Consider the following 18,782-nt stretch of genomic DNA (forward strand, 5'->3'; position numbering starts at 1 on the left):
GCCCCACGCCGTGCAGGTGGCGATGTTCGAGGCGGTGCCCGACCCCGCCTGGGTCGCCCGCCCCGGGCTGTACGCACGCAGCCACGAGGCAGGCAGATCCGTCGACGTGACGCTCGCCGGCCCGAACGGGCTGGTGGACATGGGCACCGGATTCGACGATTTCTCACCCCGCGGCCGTGCCGATGCCACCGACGGAGTCGGGGCCGCGGCCCGAGCGAACCGCGCGCGGTTGGCGGATGCGATGGCCGCGGGAGGTCTGGCGGTCTACTCCGGCGAGTGGTGGCACTTCGACGGACCAGGAGCCGACGTGGCGCGGCCGATCCTCGACGTGCCGGTCGACTAGGGCCGGACGGTCACGGTCGCTCGGCCCTCAGAGCTTGGTGAGATCGGTGCGCATCAGCATGATGTTGTACTCCGACCACAGCGACAGATTCCAGTAGAGATCCGAACCGGTGCCCACGGTCGACGGTGACCAGGGATGCATCATCGGCGCGTAGATCCCACCGGTCTGCTGACCCATCAGCACCGTCGCCTCCGACCATTCCCCCTCGGGGGTGTCCGAGGTGCGCATGACGATGTTGTTGGACTGATCTCCGTACAGCACGATGTACTTCTGCAGATAGTCGTTGTACTGCACCGACATCTCGCTGACGGTGTAACCGGGTTTGGTCTGGCCGCACGCTCCGCCGGACTTGCCGATGATCGCCGAGGCCGACGACGGGCTGCCCTTGACCCACCTGGCGGGACTGCTTCCGAACCAGCCCGACGATGCCTTCTTGTAGTACTCGTACTTGGACACGTCGAGGATGTCCGCCTCGGCCACCCGCGAGATGTACGCAGCGCCCTGCCGGCCGTTCGGGGTGCCGTAGGAATAGACGTAGCCGTCGTCGCCCTTGACGAACGCAGACTGCTGGAAATTCCGGTTGCCGCTGAAAATGGAGTTGTACCGCACACTTTCGGGCGCGATGGTGAAATTCTCACCGTTGTCCGTCGAGTACGCGATCGCCGAGTAGTTGGTGCTCCACCGACCTGCCGAGCCCCAGTTCGACACCGACATGAAGCTGACGTACTGGGTGGCGCCGAACTCGGTGTCGGGCGTCGACAGCGAGAGACCCGCGGTGGGAATGAGTGTCACCGAGTTGGGCAGCCACGACGGACGGTTGATGATCGGCCGGGCCTGCGTGGGGCCGGACAGCGGGGCACCGCCGAACATGTTGCCGTTGAACCACTCCCCGTCCGGGATGGTCATGCCGTCGGACAGGTCGTCGTCCGAACTGCGGAACAAGGTGTTGTAGATCCACCTACCGCTCATGTTGGCGGAGCCGAAGCTGTCGCCGACAGCGATCAACACCTGGTTCTCGTTCCAGGGGGTGGACGGATCGTCGGGAATTCCGTTGTCCCACATGACACCGACATCGGTCCCGTAGATCTGGTACCGCGCCAGCGTGTTGGCCATCGTCTCGTCGTTGTAGACGTTCTTCCCGGTCACCCAGCTGACGAAGTTCGTCGAGGGGCTGACCTGAGGGTTCAGCCACGGCGAGTAGGGCACCCACGCCGCGGCGGTGGTGGCCTCGGCGGTCGTCAGGGCCAGGCTGGTGGGAGCGACGACGCTGGCCTGGGCCGCACTGACGGTGCTGCGCGACACGAACAGGTTCTCGAGCTCACGCCGGGCGAACGACATCAGCGCCCACAGGAACGGTGGCTGCGGGGCACTCTCGGGGGTCGCGTCGGCTTTCTGGCGAGCCCAGTCCAGCATGCTGTTGACGACGTTCACCACCGCGGTGACCAGGTTCGGCTTCGGCGTGGACGTGGTGGACGGCGGGGTGGACAGCAGGGCTGCCACCGTCGGCGACACCGCGGCCGGGCTGGAGTTGGCCAGGGTGCCGGCGCTGGCGAACACCGCGACCTTGGCCGGCTCCTTCGGCACCACGGCAGGGTCGTCCGACGTCTCGACGGTTGTGGTCGTGGACTTCTCGGTAGCGGATTTGTCCGCCGTTACGGTCTGTGATCGCTTGGTTGCGGCAGGTGTTGCGGGAGTGTCGGTGTCGGTTTGAGGGGCGGTGTCGTCGTCTGGTTCCGGTTCGGCTTCGTCGACGGGGGCAGGGTCTTCAGGCTCCGGGTCGTCATCGGGATCGACGTCGTCGCTGTCGTCGAGTTCCGGTTCGGTGTCCTCGTCCTCGTCGGCACCTTCGTCCTCGTCCTCGTCAGCGTCGGGTTCGTCGTCGTCAGGCTCGGCGTCGTCGGCGTCCTCGTCCGTGTCGTCGTCAGACTCAGCGTCGTCGTCGGTGTCCGCGGACTCCTTGGCGTCGTCCCGTTTGCCCGCTGTGGTGCGGTCCCCGGTGTCGTCGTTCGACGTTGCTGAGGTCGACGATTTTGACGGCGACGAATCGGTGTCGTCGGCCCACGCCACGCCCTGCCCTGCAAAGACTGCTGATCCGACGCCCAACGCGACGGCTAGACCGCCCACTCGACCGACGTACGTTGCGGCACCCATGAAACCCCTTCGAATCCAGCCCTGTGCGACCCCCGTCGTCGTGGACATTCAATCGCATCGACGTGCGAACGGGCGGCAAAAGGTTAAATCGTCACAGCTTTCGTATTGTTACTGTGACCTTTGGATTTGAGGCGTCCAGGCCGCGCGAAGTGGATTACAGCAAATAGATCCGGGCCTACTCGTCGAGTGTCTCCAGCGCCTTCTCGTAAAGTCCGACAGCCTCGGCAATGCCGTCGCCGAGCCACGCGTCGACGATGCCGACCTGGTCGGCGACGAGCTGCACTCGTTGGAGCCACAGCTCAAAATCCTCGTCGCGGCGAAGCGCGTCGATCTGCTCGTCGGAACCGTGGATCAAGAAGAAGCCGCCGAGCTCGATGTTTTGCGGCTTGAGGACAACGCGGTCGAAGCGCTCGATCCGGCTTTGCTCCTGAAGGCCCGACAGGAAGTCCTGGGTCTCGATCAGCAGTGCCAGTGCCTTGCGCTCACGGCCACGCGTCGGCACTCCCCACGCCACCCACAGTCCCGCTTCGGCCATCGGTCCTCCTCGGTCGGACTGGTCACGGCGCGACCAAGTATGTCGTATTGCCGACGCGCGCCCGCACCTGCGCGGTGTTGATGTTGACGTCGCTGTAGTCGAGGTGATCGAGGAACCGGCCGCCGAGCAGTCGCGCCTTCTTCACCACGGTGAGCTGCTCGGCGGGCCAGCCATCGCCGTTGCACCAGCCGTCGTGGGCGCGGGCGATGTCGAGCACCGTGTACTGGGTGTCGTCCGGGGTGCGGCGCAGCGGTTCGCCGTCGAGTCCACGCGTTCCTGTGCCGCCGAACCGGCGACGCGGGTTGCCGAGCAGGATGAATCGCAGCCGGTCGGCCGGCGCGGCGTCCGGTCGTCGCGCGTGCTGCTCGAGCCATTCGGACACGACCTCGGCACCCTGGCTGTGCGCGACGACGTCGATCGGACCTGACGCGTTCGAGAGGGCAGACCGGAGGGCGAGATCCAGCGCCTCGACCCCCGCGGGAATGGACTTCGGCGACGCGGACTGCGGATACGTCACGATCACCCGGTCGGCCTTCGCCGCGTAACCGGACAGCGCCTTGCCCACGCGGTCGGCGGTGCCGTAGTTCAGGCCGCCGAGGGTGAGGACGGTGCTCACCATGAGCTCACCGCTAGATCCTACCTCTGCGGTATGTCCTGGCTACCGACGGCGAGTTGAAAGCTGTTGCATATCAAGAGGTTCGATGTGGGCAGCCAGCCCCCCGCTGGGATGTCACCGCTAGAAGGACTGACCGTCGGCGTATCGCTGTCTGCGGTAGTGGCGCCCGTTGCCGCGGTTGCGATTCTTGTACGTCGGTAGCTGCGAGTCGCAGTTCGGGCAGATGAGCCGCAGGTTCTCCCGTCGGTTGTTCTCCGGGTTGCCGTCGATGTGGTCCATCACCAGGGCGAGGGGCTGGTCCAGCCACACGCTGGCTCGGCCGCAGATCGCGCAGCAGCCCGACTGGGCGGCGGCAAGATGCAGCCGGATGTAGTGACCGCGTCGACTGTCCACCCACGCCTCGCCGGATTCCAGCCAACGTTGTATCCCCGTGTCGCGCCGAACCGACGCCTGACACGCGTTGCTGCAGTAGATCTTCTGGCTGCGCTTCGTAAGCGGTGAACCACAGCCGCGACACTGTCTCACACAGGTGACGCTACGACGGGCCACCGACAACCAGTAGTCGTCGGATCGTGGAGCCTCCTATCGGGATTGAACCGATGACCTTCCGTTTACAAGACGGGAGCTCTACCACTGAGCTAAGGAGGCGTAAGCGGGCCTAGCCTATCGGCTCGTCGTCGACGTTGATAACCCGCTGCGACGTCACCGGCCGATTGATCGGGCGGGTGCGGGGGCGGCGGCCCGGAAACGGAATCCGGTCGGCGATGTTGCTCAGTGGGTTGACCACCTGACTGAGCACGATCACCGCCTCGCGCAGCGCCTCGATGGTCGGTTCCAGCGCTTCCAGTCCGGGTGCGAGTCGGTTCAGCGTGTCCGCGACCGTCGCGAGCTGCTCGAGTGGTCCGTTGCGCGCGGTGAGCGTGTCGACGACGCCGCCTTCGGCGAACAGTCGATCTGCGACGCCGTCCTCGGCGAGCAGCCGGTCGACCAAGCCCTCCTCGGCGAGCAGTTGGTCCACCAACCCGCCGGGTTCGATGGCGCGCATCAGCCCGCTCTCCTCCTCGGTGAGCCGGTCCAGTGCGCCGCCGGGGGCGGTCAACCGATCCACCACACCCCCCGGCCTGAGCAGCCGGTCCAGTGCGCCGTCCGGGGCCAGTGCGCGCCCGAGCGGCTGATCCTCGTCCATCAACCGGGCCAGCCGGTTCGCCCGTTCCACCGCGTCGTCGATTCCGAGCAGATGCGCGAACGACGGACTGCCCGGTTTCACCCCATCCTGGGGTTCGCCCAGTGTGCGGTAGGCGACGTCCACGCCGCCCTTGGCCACGCCGAGGCCTGCTTCCGCGACGGCCAGGCCGACCCGCACCGGTGTGAACGCGAGGTCCGTCAGGGCTTTGCCGAGGTTCATTTGCCCAGTCTAGGGACTCCGCCAAGAACAAACTCACAGGAAGTGCACAGCTGGCGAGCAGGATATTCTCCAGCGAACTGGAGGAGATTGTGGGTCATGGCTATGCCCATTCCGGAGAACGTTCCCGAGGCGCGCGTACTGGTGGTCGACGACGAGGTCAACATCGTCGAGTTGCTCTCGGTGAGCCTGAAATTCCAGGGCTTCGAGGTCCACACCGCCTCCAACGGAGCCGCCGCACTCGACAAGGCACGCGAGATCCGACCGGACGCGGTGATCCTCGACGTGATGATGCCCGGCATGGACGGCTTCGGGCTGTTGCGCCGGCTGCGAGCCGACGGCATCGATTGCCCGGCACTGTTCCTGACCGCGCGCGACACGCTGCAGGACAAGATCGCCGGCCTGACGCTGGGCGGCGACGATTACGTGACGAAACCGTTCAGCCTCGAAGAGGTGGTGGCCAGGCTGCGGGTGATCCTGCGGCGTACCGGTCGGAGCCACGACGAGCCTCGCACGTCGCGGCTGACGTTCGCCGACATCGAACTCGACGAGGACACCCATGAGGTGTGGAAGGCGGGCGAGCCGGTTTCGCTGTCGCCGACGGAGTTCACGCTGCTGCGGTACTTCATCATCAACGCGGGCACGGTGCTCTCCAAGCCGAAGATCCTCGACCACGTGTGGCGTTACGACTTCGGCGGCGACGTCAACGTCGTGGAGTCGTACGTCTCCTACCTGAGGCGCAAGGTCGACACCGGCGACAAGCGGCTGTTGCACACGCTGCGCGGGGTGGGATACGTCCTGCGGGAACCACGATGAGCGCTTGCGCGAAGAGCGAACAGGCACCGGTGAGCCGACGAGTTCCGATGAGCCGACAATAGGAGCGTGACTGGTCAGGTCAAGCGTCGGAAGGGGCGGGGTGTCCCGCTCCGGGTGGCGCTGGTGGCTGCCACGCTGGTGCTGGTGGCGTGCGGTCTACTGGCCTCGGGCGTGGCCGTCACCACGATCCTGCAGCACAGCCTGATGAACCGTGTCGACGACACCCTGCTCGATGCCTCCCGGGGGTGGGCGCAGGTGCCGAGACGGCTGCCCACCACCCCCATCGACGATCCCAACCCCGCGCGTCCGCCGTCGGACTTCTACGTCCGCGGCATCGACCCGGACGGGCACGTCTGGATGGCCGTCAACGATCGTGTCGCCGAACCCATGCTTCCCGCGGACAACGACGTCGGACCGGTGCCGGTCACCGTCGGATCGGTCGATCACTCCGACGTCCAGTGGCGCGCGATGACGGTGCGGGGGCTGCGCGGCGAGCTCACCACGGTGGCCATCGACCTGTCCGATGTGAAGTCGACGATGCGGTCACTGGTTTATGCGCAGGCGGGTATCGGGACGGCGGTCCTGCTCGTGCTCGGCGTTGCGGGCTACGCCGTCGTGCACCGCAGCCTGCGCCCGCTGGCGGAGGTCGAGCAGACAGCGGCCGCGATCGCCGCGGGCCAACTGGACCGTCGGGTCCCTGAACGCGACCCCCGGACCGAAGTGGGCCGGCTGTCCTTGGCGCTCAACGGCATGCTCGCCCAGATCCAGCGTGCGATGGCGTCCTCGGAATCGTCGGCAGACCAGGCCCGCACCTCCGAGGAACGGATGCGCAGGTTCATCACCGACGCCAGTCACGAGCTGCGGACGCCGTTGACGACGATCCGCGGGTTCGCCGAGTTGTACCGGCAGGGCGCCGCCCGCGACGTCGAGATGCTGATGAGCCGCATCGAAAGCGAGTCGCGCCGGATGGGTCTGCTGGTCGAGGATCTGCTGCTGTTGGCTCAGCTCGACGCCCAGCGTCCACTGGAACACAATCGCGTGGACCTGCTCACGCTGGCCACCGATGCGGTGCACGACGCCCAGTCGATCGCGCCGCAGCGCAGGATCCGGGTCGAGATTTTCGACGGGCCCGGCACGCCCGAAGTGCTGGGCGACGAGGCCAGGCTTCGCCAGGTGCTGAGCAACCTGGTGGCCAATGCGCTGCAGCACACCCCGGAGAACGCAGGCGTCACGGTGCGCGTGGGCACCGATGGCGACAGCAGTGTGCTGGAGGTGTGCGACGAGGGACCGGGGATGGGGCCGGACGACGCGCAGCGCATCTTCGAGCGGTTCTACCGCGCCGACTCGTCCCGGGCGCGGGCAAGCGGTGGCACCGGGCTGGGCCTGTCGATCGTCGACTCGCTGGTGTATGCGCACGGCGGCAGTGTCACCGTGAGCACCGCGCCCGGTCAGGGGTGCCGTTTCCGGGTCCAGCTGCCGCGATTCGCCGACGCGGCGAGTCCGGTCAGCGCAGCTGCGCCAGCGCAGCCTTGATCTTCGTCTGCGCCTCGTCGAGCGACTCCGCCGACGGGTTGCGGTCGACGTTGGCGAAGCCGAAGTCCGACAGGTCGCGCGCGGGAAAAACGTGCACATGCAGATGCGGCACCTCCAGGCCGGCGATGATGACGCCGGCACGGTCGGCGGAAAACGCCTGGCAGACCGCTTTGCCGATCAGCTGGGAGACCTCCATGACCTTGCCGAACACCGCTGGTTCGAGGTTCTGCCACTGATCGATCTCGGCCCGGGGCACGACCAGCGTGTGGCCCTGCGTCATCGGCTCGATCGTCAGGAACGCCACGACCTCGTCGTCGGAGTAGACGAATCGGCCGGGGATCTCCCCGTTGATGATTTTCGTGAAGACGGTCGCCATGGCGCCCACGCTACTCAGAGGCGTGGGTCAGTCGGCGATGTGGATGGGTGGGTCGGCGAAGGCGAGATCCCCAGCTGGTTGGCCGGGACCCATCAGGCCGCAGCGCCGTTCAGGCACCAGGTACGAGCTCGCGCCGCGGGGGATCATCTTGGCCACTGCCACACAACGTTCCCAGGTGCCGTCGGGCTGGACGGCTCCGTCGCACTTGCTGATGACGGGTCCGCCGTACAGGCACCCGGCACCCGCCTGCGGCGCGGAGGCGAACAACCCCACCACCGTCAACAGGGTGGTCAATCCTGCGACCACGGAGCGCTTCATGGTTGTCTCCCGTCACAGCGTCGCCGGGCATACGTGGGTGGCAGATAAAGCCGACCCGATGCTACCGCCCGGGCATGTGATTTTTACGGCCTTTGGGATGGCGGCCGCGGGAGGAGTGAAAGCCGCTGAGCACCCGACGTTTTCGACAACTCGCCGACAAGCCGGTGGCGCCTCTATAACCTGGCTGGATGCTGGGATTGATGCAGGACCGGCCGTTGATGATCTCCTCGCTCATCGAGCACGCCGCGGCGTTTCACGCCGACACCGAGATCGTGTCCAGGACCGCAGAGGGCCACACCCGGCGTACGACGTGGTCGCAGGTGGCAGAGCAGTCCAGGCAGGTGGCCAATGCCCTGGCCGAACTCGGCATCACCGAGGGGGACCGGGTCGCCACCCTGGCCTGGAACAGTGATCGCCACCTGGCGCTGTACTTCGGGGTCTCGGGTTCGGGGGCGGTCATGCACACCGTCAACCCGCGGCTGTTCCCGGAACAGATCGTCTACATCGTCGGCCATGCCGAGGATCGGGTGCTGTTCTTCGACAGCACCTTCGCGCCGCTGGTCGGGCAGCTCGCGCCCCAGCTCGAGTCGGTGGAGACGTTCGTGGTGATGACCGACCGCGAGCACATGCCCGACATCCCCGGCATTTCCGCGGATCGTCTGCTGTGCTGGGATGAGCTCATCGGCAAGCAGTCCACGCACTACGACTGGCCTGAATTCGACGAGCGCAGCGCGTCGTCGCTGTGTTACACCTCAGGCACCACTGGAAACCCGAAAGGTGTTCTCTACTCGCACCGTTCGACGATGCTTCATACGCTGATGACCGCAGCGCGGGACGCGATCGACATCCACAGCGGCTCCCGGATCCTGTTGGTGGTGCCCATGTTCCACGCCAACGCATGGGGGACTCCGTACACCGCGGCGATGGTCGGCGCCAAGCTCGTGATGCCCGGACCGCACCTGGACGGCGCGTCGGTCTACGACCTGATGAAATCCGAAGGTGTCAACCAGAGCCAAGGTGTGCCGACGGTGTGGATGATGCTGTTCGCCTATCTCGACGAGCACCCGGAGATCGATCCGCACGAACTCGGACTCCGCATCGCCGGCACCGGCGGAGCGGCTCTCCCGCAGTCGATGATCGAGCGTTTCGACCGGGACTTCGGCGCCGTGTCGATGCAGGGCTGGGGGATGACCGAGACGAGCCCGCTGTGTGTGATCGGCAGACTGCTGCCCAAACACGAAGGGCTCTCCGAGCAGGAGCACACCCGGATCAAATTGAAGCAGGGCCGCGGCGTCTGGGGGGTGGAACTGAAGATCGTCGACGACGACGGCAACAGACTGCCCTGGGACGGAAAGGCTTTCGGTGAGGTGTGGGTGCGCGGTCCGTGGATCGCCAGCGGCTACTACCGCGGCGAGGGCGGCGACAAACTCGACGCCGAAGGGTTCTTCCCGACCGGGGATGTCGCCACGATAGACCCCGATGGGTACCTGCAGTTGGTCGACCGGGCCAAGGACGTCATCAAGTCCGGCGGTGAGTGGGTCAGTTCGATCGACCTGGAGAACGCCGCCCTGGGCCACCCGGCAATCGCCGAGGCCGCTGTGATCGGGGTGGCACATCCGAAATGGCAGGAGCGTCCGCTACTCATCGCGGTGCTGCGCAACGGGCACACCGCCACCCGCGAGAAAGTGCTCGAGTACCTCGCCGGCCAGGTCGCCAAGTGGTGGCTGCCCGAGGATGTCGTGTTCGTCGACGAATTGCCGCACACCGCGACCGGCAAGGTACTCAAACTCGAGCTCCGCAAGCAGTACAGGGAACACCGACTGCCGAGCGCTGCGCACCCCGAGTGAACCGCGCGTTTGACGTACTGCCCTACGCAGGCATTCCGATCGTCTTGATGTGGAGGTACTGGGTGTAGCCCTGCGCGCCGTTGCGGTAACCGAGTCCGGATTGTCTGGTACCACCGAACGGGCTGTTGACGCCGAAGTGGGACTTGCCGTTGATCGTCACATTGCCGGTGCGCATGCGTTCGGCCACCGCAAAGGCCCGGTCCACATCGGCGCTACTCACCTCGCCGGACAAGCCGTAGATGGTGTTGTTGGCGATCGCGACCGCCTCGTCGTCGGTGTCGTAGGGCGTGACCGTGAGCACGGGACCGAAGATCTCCTCCTGTGCCACCTGGGAATCGGGATCTACATCGGCCAACAGCGTCGGCTGGACATAGTACCCGACAGGCAGGCTCTCCGGGATGCCGCCACCGGTGACCACTCGTGCCCCTGACGCGATGCCGGACTGGATCAACCCGAGAACCTTCGTGCGCTGTGTCTCACTGATCTGTGGTCCCTGCATGTTGCCCGCAACCCACGGATCGCCCATCGGGAAGTTCTCCATACTGGCCTGCAGGATCGCCAGCCCTTCGTCATAACGATTGCGCGGCAGCAGAATCCGGCTGGGCAGGATGCAGCTCTGACCGGACATCACGCACGCCATCATCGCCGCAAGCGGCAGTGACGCACTGAAATCGGCGTCGTCGAGCACGATGTGGGCAGACTTACCACCGAGTTCGAGCAGGGTCTTCTTGATGGTCGGTGCCCCGGCGGCCAGGATCGCCCGCCCGGTGGCCGTCGATCCGGTGAAGGTGATCATGTCGACCCGCGGATCTGCCGACAGCGCGGCGCCGACCTCGTTGGCGTTCGCGGTCACCACGTTGAAGACGCCGGCGGGGATGTCGGTCTCCTCGGCGACGATGCGCCCCAGCTCGCTTCCGGACCACGGAGTCAGCTGCGCTGGCTTGAGTACCACGGTATTGCCGGCCATCAACGCGGGGACGGTCTCGGCGATGTTGAGATAGAACGGCACATTCCACGGAGTGATCGCCCCGACCACGCCGACAGGCTCGTAGTGCAGTTTTCGTCGGGCGGGCCCCAGTTGGGTGTCGTGCACCCCGGTGTCGACCAGGTGCTCGAAGTCCCGGCCGTGTTCGGCCCAGTGCTTGACCTCGTCGATCGGGCTCTCGATCTGGCTCCCGGTCACGGAGACAGGACAGCCCACCTCGGTGATCAGGACCCGGCGCAGTCGCTCCTTGTTGCGGTCCAGCGCCTCGTGCAACTGGCTGAGGCAGTGAAAGCGGAACCCGACATCACGCGACCATTCGGTGCGATCGAAGGCGCGCCGCGCTGCGCCGACCGCGCGCTCCATGTCGGCCGTCGTCGCGTCGGTCGCGTCTCCGGCAAGTTGTTCGGTAGCTGGATGCTCGACTCCGAACATCGCGCCGCTCGCTGTGAGTTGCAGCTCGCCGTCGATCAGCATCCGCGGTTCACCCGCGAGCGGGCCGTTCTCAGGTTGTGCTGTGGTCATCGCTATCCCTCACTCGACGTCGTGTTCGCGGTCCGTTGCCTCGACTCTAATGTCATAGAGAATGAAAAAGCACCACTTATGTTGAGATGCAGCAATGTTGTAGTTCCGAGCGCTGGCATTCCCACAAAGACTGCGGACGATCACCCCCGCTTGATCGCGCGATTCCTCTGCGATGCCCCCGACAACTCCGTCGCGATTCCCCGGACGATGGCGGAGATGTAGAAGTCCAGTTCGTCGGCGGTATGCACTGAACGGTTCGCCGTCGCCAGGGAGAGCATGACGCCGCCGACGAATGTCGTGACCGCATAGGTCTGAGCGTCGAGCACCGCTGAATCGGTCTTGCTCCCCGGCGGTTGGAGCTGCACGACCGCGTCGCGGATCAGGGCGGAGAACACCTCGGTGTAGCCACGGAGAGCCTCGGCGAGCACGGGATCGCGCGCGGCCTGTAGGCCGAGCTCATTGCGCGCCTTCGTTCGGACAAGACGCACCCCGGTCGCCGATCGCGCCACCAGGCCAGCCAACCCCGAAGGTCGAGACGCGCCGCGGGGTTCGCGGGTTGCGGCCGTCAGATCCTTGAGGTCCAGTTCGGCGACCCGCTCGGCAACAGCGCGCAGCAATGCAGAGCTTGTCCGGAAGTAGAACGACGTGGTCCCGTCCGGAAGTGCGGCGGCACGATCGATCCTCAAGTGGGTGGCGTTCTTCAGCCCGCCCTCGGCAAGCAGGCGGATCGCGACGTCGCACAGAGTTCGACGACGCTGTACTGGGTTCGGACTCCGTCGCGTGGTCACGGTGAAGTTTAACGGTTGCCTTCTGTCGCTCTATCACAATAGAGTCGGTGGATCCCGAGAGTGCCCCGGGCGCCACGACATCGGAGTCGCTGTATGCAGCTCGTCTTCAATCTTCCTCACATGCTCCGGCTCAAAGCGATGTCGCAGCCCTGGGAGGGATCGGTGACGGGCGCCGACCAGACCCGGATGGCCAAGTGCGCGGATGCGTGGGGCTACGACATGATCGCGGTTCCAGAGCACTTCGTGATCCCGATCGAGCATGTCGAGTTGTCGGGACCGCACTACCTGCAGTCGACGGTGGCCCAGGCGTATCTCGCCGGTGCGACCGAACGGATACGGCTCAACTCGTGCATCACCGTGCTGCCGCTGCAGCATCCGATTGTCCTGGCCAAAGCAGTGGCCACTGCTGACTGGATGAGCGGCGGCAGGATGATGGTTACGTTCGGCGTGGGATGGCTCGAGGGCGAGTTCGAGGCGCTCGGTGTTCCTTTTCGGGAGCGTGGCGCCATGGCGGACGAGTATCTCGCGGTGATCAAGGAACTGTGGACCAGCGACTCTCCGCGCTTCGACGGGAAATACGTTTCCTTCGGAGAAATGGCGTTCGAGCCCAAGCCGGTGCAGAAACCGCACCTTCCCATCTGGATCGGTGGAGACGCCGATGCGGCGTTGCGCAGGGCCGCAAAGTTCGCTTCCGGGTGGTGGTCTTTCCTCACGCCGCAGGAGAAGATCGCCGAACGGGTCGAGTTCATCAAGTCCCAACCCCACTACGACGGAAGGCCCTTCGACGTCGTGCACGGCCTGGGCACGAGACGAGTGGGCGAAGGCCACACTGTGCGGGACGATCCTGACGGTCGTCCCGGAATGAGCGAGACAGAGATCGTCGATCGCCTGAGTTGGCTGGGCGAGCAGGGAGTCACGGTCAGCGCGGTGCCGATTCCGCCTGTCGGCGGCGTCGACGAATACCTCGACTACGCGCAGTGGGTGATCGAGGTCATCAAACCGCAGGTGCCCTGAACTTCGCGGCGATCTCCTCGATCGTCCATGGGGGTGAGTCGTGGTGGTCCCGATAGGCGATGATCGCCGGGGTCGGGCGGTCGAAACGGCCGACGAAACCGCCTGCGGCGATGAAGATCTGGCCCGTGACGTGCTCGGCGAGATCGCTGACGAGGTAGGCGTACGTGGGTGCCACATACTCCGGCGGCGCTGCGTCGAGCGCGCCCTGGGTGCTGACCTCGTCGAGCAACCCGCGACGGTTGAGCTCGGCGATGTGCGACTCGTAGTCGGGTCCCGTGGAGAGCCGCGTTTTCGCGCCGGGACACACCACGTTGGCCCGCACCCCGTACTCCTTGAGCTCGGCGGCGACGGCGAGGGTCAGGCCGTTCACCGCACCCTTGCCCGCCGGGTATCCGGTACCCCCGTAGTCGCCGAGGTAGGCGAACGAGCTGGTGTTGACGATGGCGCCCGAGCGCTGTTCGGCCATCCGCGGTGCTGCGGCGCGGCACATCTCGAACGCGGTGGTCAGGTGGGCGTCGAGCAGGTCGTGAAACTGTTCGGAGGTGACGGTCAGAATCGACGATCCGGCCGGCTCAGCGGTGCCCGCGCAGTTGATCAGGATGTCGATGCCGCCGAACTCGCGCACACACGTCTGGACCAAAGAGTCGGCGACCGCTGGGTCGGCGGGCGATCCGGGGTGGCTGACCGCGCCTGGGATGTGTTGCGCCGCTTGCGCGGCCGCCTCTTCATCGCGGCCGTTGACCACGACCCCGACGCCATGACCGGCCAGCAGTTCGGAGACCGCCAAACCCACCCCGCGGCTACCGCCGACGACAACGGCGCCGCGGCCCGCGAGGGTGCCCGATGGTCCTGGGTTAATCCGTGCTCTCGTTCTGTGTGAACGTCATCGCGTCCATGTTCCAGTAGCCGCGCAGGTTGGTGATCAGCCCGGCGTCGTCGACCCGATAGGTGAACACTCCGCGCACGGTCGCCACGAATCCGTTCGGGAAGGTGGTCTCCAGAACCAGGATGTAGGCGATCTCCGTCGGACTGCTCGACGGGAATGTCTCCTCGCAGGTGATGCGGAGCGTGTTCGGGCCGATGTTGGCGTCGTAGAACGCCCCGAGGGCTTCCTTGCCACGCACGCCGGTGCCGTCGGGGTTGGTGACTGCCTCGCCGATCGGATCCTCGACGACGATGTCGTCGGACATCAGCGCCAGCCAGCCCTCCCGGTCGCCGGACTGCACGCACTGCCAGGATTTCTGCGATGCGGCGACAACCGGTGCCAGCGCTGTGTCGGTCATGTGACTCCTTCTTTCGCCGGAATTGCATTCCAGCAGAGCTCCACTCGAACTTTACCTGCTGGAATGCAATTCCGCGGAGGGTTTGGGGGGCTACCGATCAGCGTCGGTGTAGCGGATGATGCCGCGGATGTTCTTGCCCTCGAGCATGTCCTGGTAGCCCTCGTTGATCTGCTCCAGCTTGTACTGCCGGGTGACCATATCGTCGAGGTTGAGCCGACCGGCCTTGTACATCGACAGCAGCTGCGGGATGTCGTAATGCGGGTTGCCGCCACCGAAGATGGTGCCCTGCAGGTTCTTCTGCATCAGTGTGAGCATCGCCAGGTTCAGCGTCACGCTGGTTTCCATCATGTTGGCCACCGCCGTGACCACGCAGGTGCCGCCCTTCGCGGTCATGTTGAGGTAGTTGTCGATGTCCTCGCCCTTGAGCTCACCGGTGGTGATGATGGTCTTGTCGGCCATCTTTCCGTGGGTGACCTCCGCAACGCCCATCATCGCCGAGGCGAGATCGGGGTAGGCGTGCGTCGCACCGAACTTGAGTGCCTGATCCCGCTTCCACTCGATCGGGTCGATCGCGAAGATGTTGCGTGCACCGGCGTTGAGCGCGCCCTGCAGGGCGCCCATGCCGACGCCGCCGATGCCGGCGATCGCGATGTCGTCACCGGGGCGGACGTCTGCGCTGCGGACCGCCGAGCCGTAGCCGGTGGTGACGCCGCAGCCGACCAGGCAGGCCACCTCGAACGGGATGGACGGGTCGATCTTCACGACCGAGCTCTTGTGGACGACCATGTACGGGCTGAACGTGCCCAGCAGGGTCATCGGGATGACCGGCTTGCCGTTGGCCGTCACGCGATGGGTTCCATCCGACACGGCGGTGCCGGTCAGCAGCAGTGCGCCCAGATCGCACAGGTTGCGCTTACCGCTCTGACACGTCGGACACTCACCGCACGACGGGATGAACGACAGCACGACGTGGTCGCCGACCGCAACGTTCTCCACCCCGGGTCCGACCTCGGTGACGATGCCTGCGCCTTCGTGTCCGCCGAGCACCGGGAACCCTGCCATCGGAATGTCGCCGGTGACGAGGTGATGGTCGGAATGGCACATGCCAGCCGCTTCCATCTGGATCTTCACCTCGTCCTTGACGGGATCGCCGATCTCGATCTCCTCGATCGACCACGGCTGGTTGAAATCCCAGATCAGAGCGCCTTTGGTCTTCATATCTCCTGCTTTCGACTAGAGCCGGTGGCTCAAGACTAGAGGCTCTAGTTAGCCACATCACGTACCCCCCAAGCAACCGCTTGGGTGGGAGCTACCAGATCGGGGTGGGGGCCTCGCCGAGCGGGTAGTAGCCCGGCAGCTTCTCTCCGGCCACGGACCGTTCGATGCGCTTCTGCATGGTGGGTGTCAGGTCGCCCGACTCGATCAGCTTCACGAACGCCTTCTGTACATGGCCGAAGTCGAAGAAGTCACGCTGCCACTCGATGAGCAGCTGATCGTTGAGCCGGAACCAGCTGCCGCCGATGCCGTAGATCTCGTCGCGGGTGCCGTCGCTCTTGTTGGCGATCTGCTTCCAGAAGCCGACGATCTCGTTCTGCTTCTCGTCGATCAGCGTCTTCTGGTACTCGTAGACCCAGTTCTCCAGGCCCTCCATCTCCAGGCCGAGGGCGACGTCGCGGATCTCGTCGCGGCCTATGCACATGACGTCTTCCTTCGGGCCGATGTTCCAGCCGTAGGTGGCGTCTTCGGTGTAGAAGTCCGCCATCGGCTTCCAGTCGCCGGCCGCCTCGGCATCGCGGTTGGCCTTCAGCCAGCGCTCGACCCAGTCTTCCAGCTCTTGTCTCGACGCCATTGTCAGGTCTCCTTCTCGGTCATGGAAATTGCTTGGGTGGGACACATCTCGATCGCCCGCTCGACATCCTCACGGATCTCGTCGGGTGGTTCGGGGTCGAGGATCTCGACGACGCCGCGCTTGGGCACCCGGAACACATCCGGTGCTTCCAGTTCGCACATGGCGTGGCCCTGGCACAGGTCTTCGTCGAGTTCTACGCGGTAGCAACCCATGGGGGTCAGTCCTTTTCGACTCGCCTGCGGTAGCGCACCTTCGCCGGCTGCGCCAGCTGCACGACCATCTTGGAGTGGTCATTGCGGTAGCTGTCGGCGGGCTGAGACATCTCGAATTCGTACTCGCGCAACAAGACCGAGAAGATCGCCTTGATCTGCATCTGGGCGAAAGCCGCTCCGACGCAGCGATGCTTGCCCGCGCCGAAAGGGATCCACGTCCACCTGTTGGCGAGGTCTTCCTGACGTGGCTTCTGGTAACGATCGGGGTCGAAGTCGTCCGGGTTGGGAAAGTCCTCGGCGATTCGATTCGAGATCGCCGGCGATGCGGCGACGAACTGTCCCTTGTGAATCGGGAAGCCCGCCACCTCGAACTCGTCCTGTGCGACGCGCATCAGGATGATCAGCGGTGGATGGAGGCGCAACGTCTCCTTGAGCGAGTTGTCGAGCTTCGGAATCTGGCGCAGAGCATGGAAACTCACCTCCTGGCCGTCGGCGTAGAGCTCGTCGAGTTCCTGCTGAACCTGCGCGTACACCTCGGGGTTGCGGAGTAACTCGATCAGCGTCCACGATGAGGTACCCGAGCTGGTGTGGTGCCCGGCGAACATCAGTGAGATGAACATGCCGGTGACTTCGTTGGCGGTGAAGCGGGGATTGCCCTCGTCGTCCTTGATCGAGACCAGCACGTCGAGCAGGTCCCGATCCTCCTTGCCCTCGGGCGGGTTGGCGATTCGCCCGTCCATGATCTCCTGGACCAGCGCAACGAGTTTGACGCGTGACTCGTCGCGGATGCGGAAGCTCTCGATGTCGAGATAGGGATCGACGTAGCAGAGCGGATCGGTGCCACGCTCCAGTTGGTGGTAGTACTCGGCAAACCGGCGATCGAGCTGCTCGCGGAACTTCAGTCCGATCAGGCAGGCCGTCGAGGTGTAGATCGTCAGCTCGGAGAAGAAGTCGAGCAGTTCGATCTCGCCTTCGTCGCCCCAGCCGGCGATGATCTTCTTGACCTCGTTCTCGATGGTCGCCGCGTGACCCTTCATCTGCTCGCCGCGTAGTGCGGTGTTGTGCAGCATCTCAGCCCGACGCTCCGGGTCGGCGTCGAACACCACGCCCTCACCGAAGATCGGTGTCATGAAGGGATAGGCCTCGGCCTGGTTCAGTTCAGCGTCGCTGGAGCGGAAGAAGAACTCGTTGGCCTCCGCGCCGGACAGCATGACGACCTGCTTGCCGGCCAGCTGGAACCAGCCGACATCCCCGCACTCCTCGCGGATCCGCTTCATCAGGCCGATCGGGTCGGTGCGGAACTCCTCGAGGTGGCCGTGTTCTTCTTCGCCGCCGGAGACCCGTTGCACCTCTGCGGTGGTGGTCATCAGTTCAGGTTCTCCTCGTTCAGGGTCAACTTCTGTCGCTCTGCCGGGGCGGTGTTCAGCGGGGCCTCGGGTTGGAGCTCCATGTTGGCGATGAACCCACCACGCGGCGTCTCGGCGACGAACGTGATGGCACGCGCCAGGTCGGCCGCCCGCAGGAAGTAGTCGTGGCGGGCCTGACCCCATTTCGCCCAGTCCTCGAGGGCGGGGCCGATCAGATCGGCGGGCAGGCTCCAGCCCATCGACGTCTTGGTCGGCCCCGGATGCACGATGGAGGCGCGGACGCCGGTGCCCTCGAGTTCCATCTGATAGTTGGTGACCATCGCGACGAGCGCAGCCTTGGCTGCCCCGTACGCGCCCATGTGCGGCCGTTGGCGCAGCGCCACATCGGATCCCACGAAGATCAAGTCCCCGCGCCGGCGTTCGATCATGCCCGGGAGCACGGCGGCGGCCACCCGGTTGGCGCCGATCAGGTGGATCTGAATCTGCGACTCGAACTGTTCGGTACTGATCGAGTCGAGCTTGCCGAAGTACGTGTCACCGGCTCCGGCGATCAGCACCTCGATGTCACCGAGCTCCGAGGTCGTCTGCTCGACGCAGGCCTTGACCGAGTCGGGATCGGTGACGTCGAGGTGGACCGCGATCGCTTCGCCGCCCTCGGCGCGGATCTGGTCGACGAGTTCCTGGCACTTCTCCACCCGGCGTGCGCCGAGTGCCACCGGGAAGCCGTGAGCGGCGAGGTCGACGGCGGTGGCCGCACCGATCCCGGAGGAGGCGCCGGCGACGAGAGCTGGCCGACGGCCGGGCAGGGGTTCAAAACGAGGCATC

At 65.5% G+C, this 18,782-nt stretch carries 21 protein-coding genes and 1 tRNA gene; 5 read left to right on the forward strand and 17 right to left on the reverse strand.

From position 1 onward, the window contains the following. On the forward strand, positions 1-343 hold a 343-nt coding region (locus WA965_RS15380), incomplete at its 5' end, for a M15 family metallopeptidase (protein ID WP_526447752.1). 27 nt (positions 344-370) lie between these two features. On the opposite strand, the gene WA965_RS15385 is transcribed toward WA965_RS15380, so the two are convergent. From WA965_RS15385 to WA965_RS15410, 6 genes are all read right to left on the reverse strand, one after another. Continuing rightward, positions 371-2,494, reverse strand: a complete 2,124-nt coding sequence (locus WA965_RS15385) for a DUF4185 domain-containing protein (RefSeq protein ID WP_526447754.1) — start codon at positions 2,492-2,494, stop codon at positions 371-373. A 175-nt stretch (positions 2,495-2,669) separates the two neighbouring features. Further along, positions 2,670-3,029 carry a hypothetical protein gene (locus WA965_RS15390; protein ID WP_526294013.1) on the reverse strand — a complete coding sequence of 120 codons (360 nt, stop codon included), beginning with the start codon at positions 3,027-3,029 and terminating at the stop codon, positions 2,670-2,672. Between the two features lie 22 nt (positions 3,030-3,051). Further along, a complete protein-coding gene (locus WA965_RS15395) occupies positions 3,052-3,648 on the reverse strand; it encodes a PE-PPE domain-containing protein (RefSeq protein WP_526294014.1) in 597 nt (198 codons plus the stop codon). A gap of 117 nt (positions 3,649-3,765) precedes the next feature. After that, positions 3,766-4,170, reverse strand: a complete 405-nt coding sequence (locus tag WA965_RS15400; protein WP_526294015.1) for an HNH endonuclease signature motif containing protein — start codon at positions 4,168-4,170, stop codon at positions 3,766-3,768. A 48-nt stretch (positions 4,171-4,218) separates the two neighbouring features. Further along, a tRNA-Thr gene (locus WA965_RS15405) sits at positions 4,219-4,293 on the reverse strand. A gap of 10 nt (positions 4,294-4,303) precedes the next feature. Next, positions 4,304-5,050, reverse strand: coding sequence for a hypothetical protein (locus WA965_RS15410; RefSeq protein WP_526294016.1), 747 nt, complete (start codon positions 5,048-5,050; stop codon positions 4,304-4,306). A gap of 96 nt (positions 5,051-5,146) precedes the next feature. On the opposite strand from WA965_RS15410, the gene WA965_RS15415 reads away from it, so the two are divergent. Together WA965_RS15415 and WA965_RS15420 are read left to right on the forward strand one after the other, a co-directional pair. Continuing rightward, positions 5,147-5,863 (forward strand): response regulator transcription factor, encoded by a 717-nt coding sequence (locus WA965_RS15415; protein WP_178361730.1) that lies wholly within the window; start codon positions 5,147-5,149, stop codon positions 5,861-5,863. Between the two features lie 66 nt (positions 5,864-5,929). Then, complete coding sequence (locus WA965_RS15420; RefSeq protein ID WP_526294017.1) at positions 5,930-7,396, forward strand: sensor histidine kinase; 1,467 nt, start codon at positions 5,930-5,932, stop codon at positions 7,394-7,396. Here the strand turns inward: WA965_RS15420 and WA965_RS15425 are convergent. Both WA965_RS15425 and WA965_RS15430 read right to left on the reverse strand, forming a co-directional pair. Further along, positions 7,368-7,772, reverse strand: a complete 405-nt coding sequence (locus WA965_RS15425; RefSeq protein ID WP_526294018.1) for an HIT family protein — start codon at positions 7,770-7,772, stop codon at positions 7,368-7,370. The two genes, WA965_RS15420 and WA965_RS15425, sit on opposite strands and share 29 nt — an antisense overlap. Before the next feature lie 27 nt (positions 7,773-7,799). Next, positions 7,800-8,090, reverse strand: coding sequence for a CDGP domain-containing protein (locus tag WA965_RS15430; protein WP_526294019.1), 291 nt, complete (start codon positions 8,088-8,090; stop codon positions 7,800-7,802). A gap of 188 nt (positions 8,091-8,278) precedes the next feature. Here WA965_RS15430 and WA965_RS15435 point away from each other — a divergent pair, with 188 nt between their 5' ends. Beyond that, positions 8,279-9,937 (forward strand): long-chain fatty acid--CoA ligase, encoded by a 1,659-nt coding sequence (locus WA965_RS15435; protein ID WP_526294020.1) that lies wholly within the window; start codon positions 8,279-8,281, stop codon positions 9,935-9,937. 22 nt (positions 9,938-9,959) lie between these two features. Here WA965_RS15435 and WA965_RS15440 read toward each other — a convergent pair whose 3' ends face one another. Together WA965_RS15440 and WA965_RS15445 are read right to left on the reverse strand one after the other, a co-directional pair. Then, entirely contained in the window at positions 9,960-11,444 is a 1,485-nt protein-coding gene (locus WA965_RS15440) for an aldehyde dehydrogenase family protein (protein WP_526294021.1), read from the reverse strand. Positions 11,445-11,584: 140 nt separating this feature from the next. Continuing rightward, positions 11,585-12,232, reverse strand: a complete 648-nt coding sequence (locus tag WA965_RS15445; RefSeq protein ID WP_526294022.1) for a TetR/AcrR family transcriptional regulator — start codon at positions 12,230-12,232, stop codon at positions 11,585-11,587. Positions 12,233-12,325: 93 nt separating this feature from the next. Between WA965_RS15445 and WA965_RS15450 the strand changes: the two genes are divergently transcribed. Further along, complete coding sequence (locus WA965_RS15450; RefSeq protein WP_526294023.1) at positions 12,326-13,246, forward strand: TIGR03619 family F420-dependent LLM class oxidoreductase; 921 nt, start codon at positions 12,326-12,328, stop codon at positions 13,244-13,246. Here the strand turns inward: WA965_RS15450 and WA965_RS15455 are convergent. From WA965_RS15455 to WA965_RS15485, 7 genes are all read right to left on the reverse strand, one after another. Then, on the reverse strand, positions 13,227-14,105 hold the full coding sequence (locus tag WA965_RS15455) for an SDR family NAD(P)-dependent oxidoreductase (RefSeq protein WP_526294048.1): 879 nt from the start codon (positions 14,103-14,105) through the stop codon (positions 13,227-13,229). The two genes, WA965_RS15450 and WA965_RS15455, sit on opposite strands and share 20 nt — an antisense overlap. Then, on the reverse strand, positions 14,101-14,529 hold the full coding sequence (locus WA965_RS15460) for a nuclear transport factor 2 family protein (protein WP_526294024.1): 429 nt from the start codon (positions 14,527-14,529) through the stop codon (positions 14,101-14,103). Before WA965_RS15460 ends, WA965_RS15455 begins: the two co-directional genes overlap by 5 nt. Before the next feature lie 90 nt (positions 14,530-14,619). After that, on the reverse strand, positions 14,620-15,747 hold the full coding sequence (locus WA965_RS15465; RefSeq protein WP_526294025.1) for an NDMA-dependent alcohol dehydrogenase: 1,128 nt from the start codon (positions 15,745-15,747) through the stop codon (positions 14,620-14,622). Between the two features lie 91 nt (positions 15,748-15,838). Continuing rightward, positions 15,839-16,378: a nuclear transport factor 2 family protein gene (locus tag WA965_RS15470; protein WP_526294026.1), complete on the reverse strand. Its 540-nt coding sequence runs from the start codon at positions 16,376-16,378 to the stop codon at positions 15,839-15,841. A gap of 2 nt (positions 16,379-16,380) precedes the next feature. Then, positions 16,381-16,590 carry a ferredoxin Fdx gene (gene fdx, locus WA965_RS15475; protein ID WP_526294027.1) on the reverse strand — a complete coding sequence of 70 codons (210 nt, stop codon included), beginning with the start codon at positions 16,588-16,590 and terminating at the stop codon, positions 16,381-16,383. A gap of 5 nt (positions 16,591-16,595) precedes the next feature. Continuing rightward, positions 16,596-17,957, reverse strand: a complete 1,362-nt coding sequence (gene cyp51 / locus WA965_RS15480) for a lanosterol 14-alpha demethylase (protein WP_526294028.1) — start codon at positions 17,955-17,957, stop codon at positions 16,596-16,598. After that, the gene (locus tag WA965_RS15485; RefSeq protein WP_526294029.1) at positions 17,957-18,781 is read right to left on the reverse strand and encodes an SDR family oxidoreductase; all 825 of its coding nucleotides are present in this window, start codon (positions 18,779-18,781) and stop codon (positions 17,957-17,959) included. Before WA965_RS15485 ends, cyp51 begins: the two co-directional genes overlap by 1 nt. Position 18,782: the final 1 nt, after the last annotated feature.

Origin of the sequence: Mycobacterium sp., assembly GCF_049683935.1 — a bacterium.
GTDB lineage: Bacteria > Actinomycetota > Actinomycetes > Mycobacteriales > Mycobacteriaceae > Mycobacterium.

Excerpts from the sequence above, each read along its gene's own strand:
- WA965_RS15435 (WP_526294020.1), top strand. The coding sequence starts at position 8,279 with ATGCTGGGATTGATGCAGGACCGGCCGTTGATGATCTCCTCGCTCATC.
- WA965_RS15465 (WP_526294025.1), bottom strand. The coding sequence starts at position 15,747 with ATGAAGACCAAAGGCGCTCTGATCTGGGATTTCAACCAGCCGTGGTCG.
- WA965_RS15410 (WP_526294016.1), bottom strand. The coding sequence starts at position 5,050 with ATGAACCTCGGCAAAGCCCTGACGGACCTCGCGTTCACACCGGTGCGG.
- WA965_RS15450 (WP_526294023.1), top strand. The coding sequence starts at position 12,326 with ATGCAGCTCGTCTTCAATCTTCCTCACATGCTCCGGCTCAAAGCGATG.
- WA965_RS15415 (WP_178361730.1), top strand. The coding sequence starts at position 5,147 with ATGGCTATGCCCATTCCGGAGAACGTTCCCGAGGCGCGCGTACTGGTG.
- WA965_RS15390 (WP_526294013.1), bottom strand. The coding sequence starts at position 3,029 with ATGGCCGAAGCGGGACTGTGGGTGGCGTGGGGAGTGCCGACGCGTGGC.
- WA965_RS15485 (WP_526294029.1), bottom strand. The coding sequence starts at position 18,781 with ATGCCTCGTTTTGAACCCCTGCCCGGCCGTCGGCCAGCTCTCGTCGCC.
- WA965_RS15470 (WP_526294026.1), bottom strand. The coding sequence starts at position 16,378 with ATGGCGTCGAGACAAGAGCTGGAAGACTGGGTCGAGCGCTGGCTGAAG.
- WA965_RS15460 (WP_526294024.1), bottom strand. The coding sequence starts at position 14,529 with ATGACCGACACAGCGCTGGCACCGGTTGTCGCCGCATCGCAGAAATCC.
- fdx (WP_526294027.1), bottom strand. The coding sequence starts at position 16,590 with ATGGGTTGCTACCGCGTAGAACTCGACGAAGACCTGTGCCAGGGCCAC.
- WA965_RS15385 (WP_526447754.1), bottom strand. The coding sequence starts at position 2,494 with ATGGGTGCCGCAACGTACGTCGGTCGAGTGGGCGGTCTAGCCGTCGCG.
- WA965_RS15430 (WP_526294019.1), bottom strand. The coding sequence starts at position 8,090 with ATGAAGCGCTCCGTGGTCGCAGGATTGACCACCCTGTTGACGGTGGTG.
- WA965_RS15440 (WP_526294021.1), bottom strand. The coding sequence starts at position 11,444 with ATGACCACAGCACAACCTGAGAACGGCCCGCTCGCGGGTGAACCGCGG.
- WA965_RS15425 (WP_526294018.1), bottom strand. The coding sequence starts at position 7,772 with ATGGCGACCGTCTTCACGAAAATCATCAACGGGGAGATCCCCGGCCGA.
- WA965_RS15395 (WP_526294014.1), bottom strand. The coding sequence starts at position 3,648 with ATGGTGAGCACCGTCCTCACCCTCGGCGGCCTGAACTACGGCACCGCC.
- cyp51 (WP_526294028.1), bottom strand. The coding sequence starts at position 17,957 with ATGACCACCACCGCAGAGGTGCAACGGGTCTCCGGCGGCGAAGAAGAA.